General features: G+C 68.1%; 12 protein-coding genes and 1 pseudogene. 6 read left to right on the top strand and 7 right to left on the bottom strand.

The features are described 5' to 3' along the window. Window positions 1–42 precede the first annotated feature (42 nt). Complete coding sequence (locus tag G6N44_RS24575) at window positions 43–804, top strand: type VII secretion target (RefSeq protein ID WP_163668555.1); 762 nt, start codon at window positions 43–45, stop codon at window positions 802–804. Here G6N44_RS24575 and G6N44_RS24570 read toward each other — a convergent pair. From G6N44_RS24570 to dapE, 3 genes are all read right to left on the bottom strand, one after another. Beyond that, window positions 785–2407: an ABC-F family ATP-binding cassette domain-containing protein gene (locus G6N44_RS24570; protein WP_163668553.1), complete on the bottom strand. Its 1623-nt coding sequence runs from the start codon at window positions 2405–2407 to the stop codon at window positions 785–787. The genes G6N44_RS24575 and G6N44_RS24570 overlap by 20 nt on opposite strands. A gap of 169 nt (window positions 2408–2576) precedes the next feature. After that, entirely contained in the window at window positions 2577–2939 is a 363-nt protein-coding gene (locus G6N44_RS24565) for an Hsp15 family ribosome-associated heat shock protein (protein ID WP_163668551.1), read from the bottom strand. After that, window positions 2936–4000 (bottom strand): succinyl-diaminopimelate desuccinylase, encoded by a 1065-nt coding sequence (dapE, locus tag G6N44_RS24560; RefSeq protein WP_163668549.1) that lies wholly within the window; start codon window positions 3998–4000, stop codon window positions 2936–2938. Before dapE ends, G6N44_RS24565 begins: the two co-directional genes overlap by 4 nt. Window positions 4001–4034: 34 nt before the next feature. On the opposite strand from dapE, the gene dapD reads away from it, so the two are divergent. Then, a complete protein-coding gene (dapD, locus tag G6N44_RS24555) occupies window positions 4035–4991 on the top strand; it encodes a 2,3,4,5-tetrahydropyridine-2,6-dicarboxylate N-succinyltransferase (protein ID WP_163668548.1) in 957 nt (318 codons plus the stop codon). Window positions 4992–5185: 194 nt separating this feature from the next. Here the strand turns inward: dapD and G6N44_RS24550 are convergent, their stop codons facing one another. Together G6N44_RS24550 and G6N44_RS24545 are read right to left on the bottom strand one after the other, a co-directional pair. Then, window positions 5186–5440, bottom strand: coding sequence for a hypothetical protein (locus tag G6N44_RS24550; protein ID WP_163668546.1), 255 nt, complete (start codon window positions 5438–5440; stop codon window positions 5186–5188). A 152-nt stretch (window positions 5441–5592) separates the two neighbouring features. Further along, window positions 5593–6999 (bottom strand): acyl-CoA synthetase, encoded by a 1407-nt coding sequence (locus G6N44_RS24545; RefSeq protein ID WP_163668545.1) that lies wholly within the window; start codon window positions 6997–6999, stop codon window positions 5593–5595. A 78-nt stretch (window positions 7000–7077) separates the two neighbouring features. On the opposite strand from G6N44_RS24545, the pseudogene G6N44_RS29130 reads away from it, so the two are divergent. Both G6N44_RS29130 and G6N44_RS24540 read left to right on the top strand, forming a co-directional pair. After that, window positions 7078–7554 (top strand): annotated as a pseudogene (locus G6N44_RS29130) (DUF309 domain-containing protein); the annotation flags it as partial. Further along, window positions 7546–8097, top strand: a complete 552-nt coding sequence (locus G6N44_RS24540) for an NUDIX domain-containing protein (RefSeq protein ID WP_163670314.1) — start codon at window positions 7546–7548, stop codon at window positions 8095–8097. The pseudogene G6N44_RS29130 and the gene G6N44_RS24540, both read left to right, overlap by 9 nt. Before the next feature lie 51 nt (window positions 8098–8148). On the opposite strand, the gene G6N44_RS24535 is transcribed toward G6N44_RS24540, so the two are convergent. Both G6N44_RS24535 and pruA read right to left on the bottom strand, forming a co-directional pair. Continuing rightward, window positions 8149–9105: a proline dehydrogenase family protein gene (locus tag G6N44_RS24535; protein WP_163668544.1), complete on the bottom strand. Its 957-nt coding sequence runs from the start codon at window positions 9103–9105 to the stop codon at window positions 8149–8151. 1 nt (window position 9106) lies between these two features. Continuing rightward, window positions 9107–10735 carry an L-glutamate gamma-semialdehyde dehydrogenase gene (gene pruA / locus G6N44_RS24530; RefSeq protein WP_163668543.1) on the bottom strand — a complete coding sequence of 543 codons (1629 nt, stop codon included), beginning with the start codon at window positions 10733–10735 and terminating at the stop codon, window positions 9107–9109. An 84-nt stretch (window positions 10736–10819) separates the two neighbouring features. On the opposite strand from pruA, the gene G6N44_RS24525 reads away from it, so the two are divergent. Beyond that, window positions 10820–12391 carry a helix-turn-helix domain-containing protein gene (locus G6N44_RS24525; RefSeq protein WP_163668542.1) on the top strand — a complete coding sequence of 524 codons (1572 nt, stop codon included), beginning with the start codon at window positions 10820–10822 and terminating at the stop codon, window positions 12389–12391. A gap of 85 nt (window positions 12392–12476) precedes the next feature. Beyond that, window positions 12477–13961 carry a carotenoid oxygenase family protein gene (locus G6N44_RS24520; RefSeq protein WP_163668541.1) on the top strand — a complete coding sequence of 495 codons (1485 nt, stop codon included), beginning with the start codon at window positions 12477–12479 and terminating at the stop codon, window positions 13959–13961.

The raw sequence follows: 13961 nt of genomic DNA, 5'->3' as shown, positions 1-13961 counted from the left end.
GGTAGACTGCGCAGTCAGACCGCACGATTTCCAGGGGGCCCGATGAATCAGCTCGTCGCCGACACCGGCGCGATCACCGGCCTGCAAGGCATCGTCGACGGAGTCAGCGGTGACATCAACAGCTTCAAGAGTTCGTTCGCCGGCCCATCCGACCTCAGCTCCAGCCACGGCGTGATCGGATTCCCGATGCAGAACGCGTTCACCGGTGCGTCGTCCGCCCGTGAGGGCGCTCTGGGCGCCACCCAGGTTGCCGCAGGCAGGATGGCCGAATTGCTCGGCAAGGCCTCCCAGGCGTATGCGCGCGGGGACACGGCTGGTGGCGAGCAGCTCAAGGCCCAGGCCGACGCGCTCGGTGGAACCAGCTCCTCGGCGTCGTCGGCGGGCGGTGCCGGTGGTGCCGGCCAGATGATGGGCCAGCTCGGCCAGATGGCCGGGCAGATGGCGCAGTCGATCACCCAGCCGTTGCAGGGTCTCACCCAGGCCATGACTCAGGTGCCGCAGCAGGTCATGCAGGGTGTGCAGGGCATCGTCGAAGCCGCCACCCAGGCGGCCGGAGGCGGCGCCGACGCGGCCGCCATGATGGCTGACACCGGTGGCGCGGGGGCCGAGGAGGCCATCCTGGCCGCCGATGTGGAGGGCGGCGAAGACGGCCCTGACGGCGACAAGGATGGGGACGGGGACAAGGACGACGCCGAGGCGGAGGCCGGGATTCAGTCAGCCTCGGCCGGCACGACGCCCGAAAGCGGCCACGGAGCCGGCCAGGTACCCACCCAGATCCACAACGTCAATCCGCGGCGCCTGTAACTACCAGCTCTCCGCCGTCCAGCCGTAGCCACCGGTCGATACCGATGGCCGCCAGGAAGCGTTCGTCGTGGCTCACCACCACAAACGCACCCTGGTAGGCGTTCAGCGCAGACTCCAGTTGCCCGACGCTGACCAGATCGAGGTTGTTGGTCGGCTCGTCCAACAGCAGTAGGTGGGGTGCGGGTTCGGCGTAGAGCACACAGGCCAGCGTCGCCCGCAGCCGCTCCCCGCCCGACAACGCCGCGACCGGCAGGTGGATGCGGTCGCCGCGAAACAGGAACTGTGCCAACAGATGCATACGCCGGGTGTGCGACAGGCTCGGGGCGGCGGCCGCCAGGCTCTCGGCCACGGTGCGGTCCTCAGCCAGCAGGTCGAGCCGCTGCGACAGTGAGGCGATGCGACCGTCGGCCCGTTCCACCGTCCCCGAGTCTGGTTCCAGCGTGCCGTCGATAATGCGTAAGAGTGTCGACTTGCCGGCTCCGTTGGGACCGGTCAGGGCGATACGTTCCGGCCCGCGGATGGCGAGGTCGATCCCGTCGTCGGCGAACAGTTTCCGGCCGCCGCGGCTGATCTGCAAGCCGTCTCCGGCGAACACCGTGCGCCCGGCGGGCAGCACGGTGTCGGGCAGATCCAGCGCAATCACCAAGGCATCGCGCAAGGCTCGTTCGGCTTCGTCGAGCCGGGTCCGGGCATCGTCGACCCGCCGGGCGTGTACGTCGTCGGCGCGGGCGGCCGATTCCTGGGCATCGCGTTTCAGCTTGCCCGCCACGATCTTCGGCAGCCCCGCGTCCTTGAGGTTGCGCGCCGCCGTCGATGAGCGGCGGGCGGCCCGCTCGCGGGCCTCCTGCATCTGGCGTTTCTCCCGCTTGAGCTGTTGTTCGGCGTTGCGGATATTGCCCTCGGCCACTGCCTGCGCAGCCTCCACGGTCTCCCGATAGGCAGTGAAATTTCCTCCATAGAAGACGATTTCGCCGCGGTACAGTTCGGCGATCTGATCCATCCGGTCCAGCAGCACCCGGTCATGGCTGACCACCAGCAGGCACCCGGAATAGGCGTCGAGCGCGTCGTACAGGCGCTGCCGGGCCTCGCTGTCCAGATTGTTGGTGGGCTCGTCGAGGAGCAGCACACCGGGCCGCTTGAGCAGTTGGGCCGCCAAGCCCAGGGACACCACTTCCCCGCCGGACAAGGTGCCCAACCGGCGGTTCAGGACCAGGCCATCGAGACCGAGCCGGTCCAACTGGGCGCGCGAGCGTTCCTCGATGTCCCAGTCGTCGCCGATGGTGGTGAACACCTCCTCGCCGGCGTCACCATCGGCCAGGGCTGCCAATGCATCGAGCACCGGAGCGATTCCTAACACCGCCGCGACAGTGAGATCGGCTGTGAACGGCAGGCTTTGGGGCAGATAGCCGATGCCACCGTCGACCGTCACCGAGCCCGATGAGGGTCGATACTCGCTGGCGATCAGTTTGAGCAGCGTGCTCTTTCCGGCGCCGTTGGGGGCCACCAGGCCGGTGCGGCCGGGTCCTATGGAGAACGACAGATCCGAGAACAGCGCGACGTCATCGGGCCAGGAGAACGACAAATGGGAACAGACAATAGACATGCTCAGTACTCCAAGGTGATGCGGGCAGCAGGCACCGCATTGCGGGACAGGAACGAATGGTCTCTCGGGATTTACCCGGAGATGTCGTCTCCCAGCATGTTTTCAGCCCACCTCGGTTGACAGCAGATGCGATTTCCACAGTACGCGTGCGTGCAACCGATTTTCCGGTTCAGAAGCCGCGCAATTGATCCAGTTGTCGCCGTTCACGTTTCGTCGGCCGACCGGCCCCTCTGTCACGAACGGGTACCGCGGCCACCATTTCCCTGGGCGGCGGTGGCGGGCTGCGGTCGATCATGCACTCCGATGCGATGGCGGCACCGACTCTCTTGGCGATCGGGCGGATGACCTCCACGATCCGTTCCCGTCCGTCCAGCCGAACCCGCACCTCGTCGCCGGGACTCACGTGTTGGGCCGGTTTGGCCGGCACGTTGTTGACCCGGACGTGCCCGCCGCGGCAGGCGGCCGCCGCCGCAGACCGGGTCTTGGTGATACGCACGGCCCAGATCCAGCTGTCGACGCGGACGGTGCTCACGTCAGGTAGCGCCGCAGCATGTCGGTGGTGGCGGTGATCGCGGCGACGTCGACCCGTTCGTCGACCTTGTGCGCGAGGTTGGGGTCACCCGGCCCGTAGTTGACGGCGGGGATTCCCAGCGCAGCGAACCGCGCCACGTCAGTCCACCCGTACTTGGCGCGAACCTGTCCTCCGGCGGCGGCCACCAACGCGGCCGCGGCGGGTTTGGCCAGTCCCGGCAGGGCACCTGCGGCGGCGTCGGTCAGGTCAATGGTGATGTCGAGCCCGTCGAACACCTCGTGCACGTGGGCGACGGCCTGTTCGACGCTGCGGTCGGGCGCGAAGCGGAAGTTGACGGTCACCGATGCGGAATCGGGGATGACGTTGCCGGCGATGCCACCGTCGATACGGACCGCCGACAGCCCTTCCCGATATACGCAGCCGTCGATGTCGACGTTGCGGGGCTGATACTTGGTGAGCCGGTCCAGCACAGCACCGAGCTTGTGAACAGCGTTGTCGCCCAGCCACGATCGGGCTGAATGCGCACGCGTGCCGGTGGCGCCGACGACGACACGGATGGTGCCCTGGCAGCCCGCCTCGATGAAGCCACCGGAAGGTTCGCCGAGGATCGCGACGTCGGCCTGTAGCCAGTCCGGCAGCTCGCGTTCGATGCGGCCGAGCCCGTTGGCGCTGGACTCGATTTCCTCGCAGTCGTACATCACCAAGGTGATGTCGTGGCTGGGCTCGGCGATCGTGGCGGCCAGGTGCAGGAACACCGCGTCACCCGACTTCATATCCGAGGTCCCACAACCCCACATCTCGCCGTTCTTGATGTGACTGGGCAGGTTGTCGGCGGCGGGCACGGTGTCGATGTGCCCGGCCAGCATCACCCGCGACGGGCGGCCCAGGTGGGTGCGGGCCAGCACCGCATCGCCGTTGCGGATCACCTCGAACCACGGCGCCTGTGCGCGCAGCGCAGCTTCGATCTCGTCGGCGATGCGTTGCTCGTGACGTGACTCGCTGGGGATGTCCACCAAGGCAGCGGTCAGCGCGATCGGATCGGCTCGCAGGTCTAGCCCCATGGTCTCCGAGGCTAGTCCAGTAACCTTGGCCAACGTGACTGCAGCATCTGGCGTAGGCCTGGCCACCATCACCGCCGACGGGACCGTCCTGGACACCTGGTTTCCCGCCCCCGAACTGAGCGCCTCCGGCGAGGCCGGCACGGTGAAGCTCATCGGCGATGACATCCCCGCCGAGTTCGCGGGTCTGACCGGCCCCGATGCCGACCGCGGTGTCGAGGTGGTCGCAGTTCGCACCACGATCGCCTCGCTCGAGGACAAGCCTGCCGACGCGCATGACGCCTACCTGCGGCTGCACCTGCTCTCGCACCGACTGGTGGCCCCGCACGGCGCCAATATGGACGGCATCTTCGGGCTGCTGACCAATGTGGTGTGGACGAGCTTCGGTCCGTGCGCGGTCGAGGGCTTCGAGACGGTGCGAGCGCGGTTGCGTCGTCGCGGCGCGGTCGCGGTCTACGGCGTGGACAAGTTCCCCCGCATGGTCGACTACGTGCTGCCGTCGGGTGTCCGTATCGCCGACGCCGACCGGGTCCGCCTCGGTGCACACTTGGCCGCGGGTACGACGGTCATGCACGAGGGCTTCGTGAACTTCAATGCCGGCACCCTGGGCACCTCGATGGTGGAAGGCCGCATCTCGGCGGGTGTGGTGGTCGACGACGGCTCCGACATCGGTGGCGGCGCGTCGATCATGGGCACGCTGTCCGGTGGCGGCAAAGAGGTGATCTCGGTGGGCAAGCGCTGCCTGCTGGGCGCCAACGCCGGTCTGGGCATCTCGCTGGGAGACGACTGCGTGATCGAGGCCGGGCTCTATGTCACCGGCGGCACCAAGATCACGATCACTGACGGCGGCCAGACTGCCACCACCATCAAGGCCGTCGAGCTGTCCGGCGCCAACAACCTGCTGTTCCGCCGCAACTCGCTCTCGGGCGCAGTCGAGGTAGTCAAGCGCGACGGCACCGGCATCACGCTCAACGAGGCACTGCACGCCAACTAGGTTCGGTCGCGAACGGATCACACACAAGCCAACATTCGACAACCAGGCGCGGCCCGGACCTACCCGGGGCTAGCCTCACATGCATGGGTAACGATACGAACGCTCAATCCACGAGCTGTGGCAATCCGAACTGTACGTGCGAGAACTGCCAGTGCGGTTCTGACTGCAAGTGCGGTTCTGAGTAACCACCGAACTCAGGTGCAGGGCACCCCGTGTGGGCCACCGATCCAGTGGCCTGGCGGGGACTGCCAGGGGCACCACTTCTTGACCTGACCGGGAGCTCCCCAATTGGGTCCCGGATTCCAATCGACCCATCCTGGGCCCGGAATCCACGGAATATCGGGGCCGTGACCAGGATCAGCCTGCGCTGATGCTGCTCCCAGCCCCAGGGATCCCGCTCCGAGTGCAGCGGCGATGACTGCCGTCCCCGTGATTTTCTTCAGATTCATCCGGAGTCTCCTCCTGTTCGTCCGCACGGCCTCGACTTCCGAGGCGTCGACGTGCTCAGGAAGCCGACCTGCCGTTACCGATCGGCAAACCAACTCACGACCTGTGTGTGTCCCACAGTACGCTGCAGCGTCGATGCAGAGCTCGGAGAACCTCAGCCCCGTTGGGCCAGTTCCTTCTTCATCACCTTGCCCATCGCGTTGCGAGGCAGGCTGTCGACCAACCGGACTTCGCGGGGCCGTTTGTGTGCCGAAAGTTGTTGGGCGACGAACTCGATGAGACTGTCGGGGGCGGCATTACCGACGACGAATGCGACGATGCGCTGCCCGAGATCTTCGTCGGCCACCCCGACCACGGCCACCTCGTCGACGCCGTCATGACCCAGCAGCGCGGTCTCGATCTCACCGGCTCCGATGCGGTATCCGCCGGACTTGATCAGGTCCACCGACTCGCGTCCGACGATGCGGTGCATCCCGTCGGCGTCGATCACCGCGACGTCGCCGGTGCGGTACCAGCCGTCGGGATCGAACGCGTCGGCGGTGGCCTCGGGCCGGTCGAGGTAGCCGTCGAACACCATGGGGCCCTTGATCTGTAGCCGCCCGATGGTTTCGCCGTCGTGCGGCACCGGTGCGCCGTCGTCGTCGACGAGCCTCGTCTGCACCCCGGCCAGCGGCAGCCCAACCCATCCGGGCCTGCGCTCACCGTCGACCCGGGTGGAAAGGGTGATCAGCGATTCGGTGCTGCCGTAGCGCTCCACCGGGGCGTGCCCGGTCAGCCGCACCAGCTCGTCGAACACCGGCACCGGTAGCGGTGCGCTGCCGGAGACCAGCAACCGCGCGGTGGACAGCGCCAGCGCCGAGTCCAGATCCTTCACCACGCGCGACCACACGGTGGGCACCCCGAAATACAGCGTGCCCTGTGCCTGCGCATACGCGGCAGGTGTCGGCTTTCCGGTGTGCACGAAGCGGTTTCCGATCCGCAGCGAGCCGAGCAGGCCCAGCACCAGGCCGTGCACGTGGAACAAGGGCAACCCGTGCACCAGAGTGTCGGCGGCGGTCCACTGCCAGGCCGCGGCCAGCGCATCGATGTCGTCGGCGATGGCCTGACGGCTGATCGGCACGCCCTTGGGCGCTCCGGTGGTGCCGGAGGTGTACATGATGATGGCGGTCGAATTCGGTGGCGGCTCGGGGTATCGGTGCCAGGACCGGGCGTGCAGCCGCACCGGGATGTGCGGCAGCCCCTCGGTCTCCACGGGCCGCTCCCCCAGCCAGGCCTGGGCGCCCGAGTCGGCGAGGAGATGACGACGCTCTGCCGTGCCGACGTCGGCCGGTACCGGGACCACCGGCACGCCGGCGATCAGGCACCCGATGATCGCGAGGACCGTCGTCGGGGTCGGGGTCGCCAGGACGGCGACGCGTTGCGCGACGGCCACCCGTTCGGCCACCGAGGTGGCGGCGCCGACGAGATCACTGCGGCTCAGTACCGCACCGTCGATGGAAACAGCGTCGTCGAGTTCGGCGCCGGCGGCGACGGCCGCGGGGTTCAGGGAGGCCAGCAACACGCTTGTCAGGCTACCGGCGTGCCATCCGGCGATCCCACGTACTCGACAGGATGCGAAGTTGGCGCGAGGCTGGTGCCCATGGGCACAGCTGCACGCGACCGCGACGACTCCGGCCGGCCCCGCAGCACCCGCCCGCGTGACGCGCTTGGCCGGCCGTTGCCGTACGGCAGTGAAGGTGTGGCACGGATTCCCGACGATCTGGAGCTCTCTGCGGATGAAACCCTGGTCTACGCCCAGGATCTACTCGACCGAGGTCAGGCGTTCAGCGCGCACGAAGTGCTCGAAGCGGCATGGAAGAACGGTCCCGAGCACGAGCGGGCGCTCTGGCAGGGATTGGCACAACTGGCCGTGGGTATCACCCATGTGCAGCGCGGCAACCGGACTGGTGCGGCGGCCCTGCTGAGACGTGCGTCGGGACGGCTTGCCCTGGTCGGCCGACCGGCGCCGTACGGCGTCGACGTGGTGCGTCTGGCCGACGTCGCCGCCACCCTCGCCGACGATATCGACGAAGCCGCAGACATCGCGCCGGCGCGGTTACGCATCCACCTGAGGGCCAGCGTGCGGCAGACCGCGACGCGCGAGGTATACCGGAACAGTTGGTTGACGCTGCGCGAGGACGAGATCGTCCGGCCCGACGGCAGCCCCGGTGTCTATGCGGTGGTGGACAAAACGACGTACGCCCTGGTGATTCCGTACGACCCCGATCAGAATCGGTTTCACCTGGTCGAGCAGTTCCGGTACCCGCTGGGGCTGCGCCGCTGGGAGTTCCCACAGGGCACCGCCCCCGAACAGATCGACCTCGACCCGATTGCCTTGGCGCACCGCGAGCTTCGCGAGGAGACCGGGCTGCACGCCGAGCGCATGGAACGCCTCGGCCAACTCGATGTGGCGGCCGGGATGAGCAGCCAACGGGGGTGGGTTTTCCTGGCGACCGGACTCACCGAGGGTGAGCACGAACGCGAGCCCGAGGAACAGGACATGCACAGCGGGTGGTTCTCCCGCGGGGAGTTGGACCGGATGATCCGGGACGGCGAGATCACCGATGCCCAGAGCCTGGCTGCTCTGACCCTGCTGGCGCTACGCCAGGGTTATGCCTGAAATTTCACTCCTGCTCTCAGCCCGGATCACCCCGCTGAAATAGCGGCGGGCTCAGCGTCGTTCGGCCAGAGCACGCAGGAAGAACATCAGGTTGGCCGGGCGCTCGGCCAATCGCCGCACGAAGTAGCCGTACCACTCGTTGCCGAACGGGACGTACACGCGCACATGGTTACCGGCCTCGGCGAGCCGGCGTTGTTCGGCGTCGCGGATGTTGTAGAGCATCTGGTACTCGAAACCGTTTACACCTCGGCCGAATTCAGCGGCCAGTGCCGGCACCGCGTCGATGATCTCCGGGTCGTGCGAGGCCACCATCGGATAACCCGACCCGGCCATCAGCACCCGCAGGCAGCGCAGGTAGGAGTCGGTGACCTCCTCGGCGTCACGGTAGGCCACCGAGGCGGGTTCGTCGTAGGCGCCCTTACACAGCCTGATCCGGGCTCCAGATGCGGACTCGCGACAGTCAGCCTCGGTACGGTGCAGGTAGGCCTGCAGAACGGTGCCCAGCCAGTCGAATTCGGTACGCAGGTCACACACGATCGACAGCGTCGAGTCCGTGGTGGTGTGGTCCTCGGCGTCCACCGTCACCCAGGCCCCCACGTCACGGGCCTTGGCGCAGATCGTGTGCGCGTTCTCGTAGGCGATCTTCTCACCATCGCGCGGCAGTGCCTGCCCGAGCGCCGAGAGCTTGAGTGACACTTCCAGCGGACTCACCGCTGCATCAACGTCACCGCGGTGCGCCAACCCGTCGAGCAGGGTCAGGTAGGCCTGCACGGTGCGTTCGGCGTCCTCATTGCTCGTGGTGTCCTCACCGAGGTAGTCGACGGTGACGAAGCGGCCCGAATCCCGCAGCGCGCCGACGGTGTCGAGCGCGTCGGGCACGGTCTCCCCTGCAACGAAGCGGTCGACCACCTTGCGGGTGATCGGGAGACGTTCGGCCGTGTGACGTAGCCGCGGCGAGTGCGACGCGGCCAGGATCGTGGGGCGCGCAACCCGCTGGAACACGCCCATCTCAGGCCTCCATGTGCGGGTAGGTGTGGTTGGTGGGCGGCACGAACGTCTCCTTGATGGAGCGGGCCGAGGTCCAGCGCAACAGGTTCAGCGCCGAGCCGGCCTTGTCGTTGGTGCCCGAGGCGCGGGATCCGCCGAACGGCTGCTGACCGACGACCGCGCCGGTCGGTTTGTCGTTGACGTAGAAATTGCCTGCCGCGTTCCGCAGCCGATCCTGCGCGGTGAGCACGGCGGCGCGATCGTCGGCGATCACCGCGCCGGTCAGAGCGTAACGAGCCCCGGTATCCACGACGTCGAGGATGCGTTCGTACTCCCCGTCCGGGTAGACGTGCACGGCGAGGATCGGGCCGAAGTACTCCGTGGAGAAGGCTTCGTCCGTCGGGTCGTCGGACAGCAGGACGGTGGGCCGCACGAAATAGCCCTCGCTGTCGTCGTATTCGCCGCCGGCCGCGATGGTGACGCCCGCGGTGCCTTTGGCCCGTTCGATTGCCGCGACGTTCTTGGCGAAGGCGCGTTCGTCAATCACGGCCCCGCCGTAGTTGGTCAGGTCGGTGACATCGCCGTACTTGAGGTCCGATGTGGCCGAGAGGAAGTCGTCGCCCATCTCGTGCCACACCGACCGCGGAATGAAGGCCCGCGAGGCCGCTGAGCACTTCTGTCCCTGATAGTCGAAGGCGCCGCGGATCAGGGCGGTGCGCAGCACATCCGGGCGGGCCGAAGCGTGCGCGACGACGAAGTCCTTGCCGCCGGTCTCGCCGACCAACCGTGGATACGTGTGGTAGCGCTCGATATTCGCGCCGACCTCGCGCCACAGGTGCTGGAACGTGGCGGTCGACCCGGTGAAGTGGATACCGGCCAGGTGCGGATCGGCCAGCGCCACATCGGAAACCGCGATCCCGTCACCGGTCACCAGGTTGATCACCCCGGGCGGCAGCCCGGCGGCCTCCAGCAGCTGCATGGTCAGGTAGGCCGCGAAAGTCTGGGTGGGTGAAGGTTTCCACACCACGGTGTTGCCCATCAGTGCGGGCGCGGTGGGCAGGTTACCGGCGATCGCGGTGAAGTTGAACGGCGTGATGGCGTAGACGAAACCCTCGAGCGGCCGGTGGTCGGTGCGGTTCCACACCCCGGGGCTGCTGATCGGCTGCTGAGCCAGGATCTGGCGGGCGAACTCGACGTTGAACCGCCAGAAGTCGATCAGCTCGCAGGGGGCGTCGATCTCGGCCTGGTAGGCGGTCTTGGACTGGCCGAGCATCGTGGCCGCGGCGATCTTCTCCCGCCACGGTCCGGACAACAGGTCGGCCGCGCGCAGGAACACCGCGGCGCGTTCGTCGAACGGCATCGCCGCCCACTCGTGTTTGGCGGCCAGGGCGGCGTCGATGGCCGCGCCGGCGTCGGAGCGTTCGGCGTTGGTCAGCGTGCCCAGCCGCGCGCTGTGGCAATGCGGCTGCACGACGTCAATCCGTGCGCCGTTGCCCATCATGTGTTTGCCGCCGATGACGTGCGGCAGGTCGATCGGGGCGCCGGTCAGTTCGCCGAGCGCGGTGATGAGCCGGGCGCGTTCGCCCGAGCCCGGTGCGTAGTCGTGGACCGGCTCGTTGGCCGGCGCGGGCACGTCGGTGATGGCATCCATGAGTTCAAGAATCCCCGACGTGACCCACACAACACTTGTCCGATCAGACAAGCTCGACCGCAGATATCAGTAGAATCGGACAACATGCGGACGACGGGTGTCAGCCTGGGCCAACTGCTGTTGGCGCTGGACGCCACGCTGGTCCGGCTGGTGCAGGCACCACGCGGCCTGGACCTGCCGGTGGCCTCGGCCGCGCTGATCGATTCCGACGATGTGCGACTGGGCCTGGCGCCGTCCGCGGGGGCCGCCGACGTGTTCTTCCTGCTCGGCGTCTCCGAGAACGACGCGCTGCGCTGGGTCGAGCAGCAGAGTGTGCGCCGCGCACCCACGGCGATCTTCATGAAGGAACCGTCGGCGGCAGTGGTCAGCCGCGCGGTGGCCGCGGGCACCGCGGTGGTGGCCGTCGACCCGAGGGCCCGCTGGGAGCGGCTGTACCGGTTGGTCAACCACGTCTTCGAACACCACGGTGACGGCGCCCTGCACGATTCGGGCACCGACCTGTTCGGCCTGGCCCAGTCCGTGGCCGAACGCACGCACGGCATGGTCAGCATCGAGGACGCCCAGTCACACGTGCTGGCGTACTCGGCCTCCAGCGACGAGGCCGACGAGTTGCGGCGGTTGTCGATCCTCGGGCGGGCCGGGCCACCGGAGCATCTGGCCTGGATCGCGCAGTGGGGCATCTTCGATGCGCTGCGCTCCCGGCCGGAGGCGGTGCGGGTGGCCGAGCGCCCCGAACTGGGGTTGCGCCCCCGGCTGGCGATCGGCATTTTCGCGCCCGCGCCCGACGAGCGCCGGGCCCCCGCCTTCGTCGGCACGATCTGGGTGCAGCAGGGCGGCCGCCCGCTCGCCGAGGATTCCGAGGACGTGCTGCGCGGGGCCGCGGTGCTGGCCGCACGCATCATGGCCCGGCTGGCGGCGGCGCCGTCGACGCATGCCGTGCGGGTGCAGGAACTGCTGGGCTTGCGAGAGTCAGATGAGGCGTCCGATACCGAGCTGATCGCCCGGGAACTCGGGGTCGCCGTGGACGGTCGAGCCGCGGTGATCGGGTTCGACAGCCACGCCGCAGGTACCCGATTGGCCGACGTTCTGGCATTGAGCGCCAGCGCTTTTCGTCACGACGCGCAGCTGGCGTCGGCGGGGTCCCGGGTCTACGTGTTGTTCCCCAGCACCGGTAAGGCGGTGACGTCGTGGGTGCGGGGCACGGTGGCGGCGCTGCGCGCCGAGCTGGGGCTGGAGTTGCGTGCGGTGGTCGCCAGTCCGGTGGCCGGGTTGTCCGGTGCGGCCGGCGCCCGCGTCGATGTGGACCGGGTGCTCGACACCGCCGAACGCCACCCCGGGACACTGGCCGCAGTCACCTCACTGGCCGAGGCGCGCACCACGGTGCTACTCGACGAGATCGTCACCGCGATCGCCGCCGACGAGCGGTTGATCGACCCACGGGTGCAGACCCTGCGGGCCGACGAGCCGGTACTGGCCGAAACCCTGGGCGTGTACCTGGACTGCTTCGGTGATGTCGCCACGGCCGCCCAGCACCTGCACGTGCATCCCAACACCGTGCGCTACCGGATCCGCCGGGTCGAGCAATTGTTGGGAGCCTCGCTCAACGATGCCGATGTCCGGTTGCTACTCGCGTTGAGTCTGCGCGCGACGGCGTGAGCCGGGCCGTGTCCATCGTTCGGTTGACAGAGGAATCAGCCGTGAAGTCGTCGCGCCGAAGCCGCCGAAGCGGCACCGTAGGGGTATGACTACCGAAGCGGTTCAGCAGGAATCCGAACATCCGTTTCTGAGTGGGAACTTCGCCCCGGTACATGACGAGGTCACCGTCACCGACCTCACCGTCACCGGGACCATTCCGGACTATCTCGACGGGCGCTACCTGCGCACCGGGCCCAACCCGCTGCGGGCTCCCGATCCGAAGCACCACCACTGGTTCCTGGGTGACGGTATGGCGCACGGGATCCGGCTGCGCGACGGCGCCGCGACCTGGTACCGCAACCGCTGGATCCGGTCGAGTTCGGTGGCCCGTGAGCTCGGCGAGAAGTGGGCCGGCGGCGCGCACGCGGGCGGATTCGATTTCCCGGCCAACACCAACATCATCGGTCATGCCGGCAAGACCCTGGTGATCACCGAGGCCGGGGCGCGGCCCTATGAGCTCACCGAGGAACTCGACACGGTGGGCCCGTCCGACTTCTGCGGCACGCTGTTCGGCGGATTCACCGCGCATCCCAAGCACGATCCGAAAACCGGTGAGCTACACGCCGTCTCGTACAACCCGCTGCGGGGAAACCTGGTGAGCTACTCCGTCACCGGGGTGGACGGCCGGGTCCGGCACACCGTCGACATCGCCTTGCCCGCGCACACGATGATGCACGACTTCACCCTGACCGAGAAGTACGTGGTGATCTACGACCTGCCGGTGCAGCTGGACCTGAGCACCATGGTCAAGAGCGCTCCGGCACGAGCCGCGGCGCGGCTGCTGACCGGATTCGCCGCCCGCCACGCGGCACCGGACTTCGTGTTGCGCGCGGCGATGCGCGGTTCCGAACGGGCCGCACTGCCGACCACCTCGATGCCCTACCGATGGGCGCCGGAACACGGTGCCCGCCTCGGGGTGCTGCCGCGCGAGGGTACGGCCGCCGACATCCGCTGGTTCGACGTGCCGCCGTGCTACGTATTCCACGCCCTCAACGGTTTTGACCAGACCGGGCCCGACGGCGAGCAGATCGTGCTCGACGTCGTCCGGCACCCGGCGGTGTTCACCACCGGGGACCGGCTGTTCACCGACTCGATCACATTGGACCGCTGGATCATCGGCCTTCACAGCGGCCGGGTTCACGAGCAGCGACTCCATGACGAGACGCAGGAGTTCCCCCGCATCGACGACCGGCTCACCGGGCGGCAGCACCGGTACGGCTACACCGTCAGCCTCCCGTCAGAACCGGACGCCGCGCCGGCTGCCATCCTGCGCCACGACCTGCGCGACGGCACCACCGACCGAGTCGACTTCGGGCCCGGGCGCGAACCCGGCGAGTTCGTCTTCGTCCCGTCCGGACCTGATGCCGACGAGAACGACGGTGTGGTGATGGGCTTCGTCTACGACCGTGCCGAGAACCGCAGCGATCTCGTACTGCTCGACGGGCAGAGCCTGGCACCCGTTGCCACCGTGCATATTCCGGTTCGGGTTCCGCACGGCTTCCACGGCAACTGGGTGGCGTCGGACCGTTAG

This window comes from Mycolicibacterium alvei (genome assembly GCF_010727325.1).
In the GTDB taxonomy this organism is placed as follows: domain Bacteria; phylum Actinomycetota; class Actinomycetes; order Mycobacteriales; family Mycobacteriaceae; genus Mycobacterium; species Mycobacterium alvei.
This window is presented reverse-complemented; position numbering and strand designations above follow the sequence as displayed.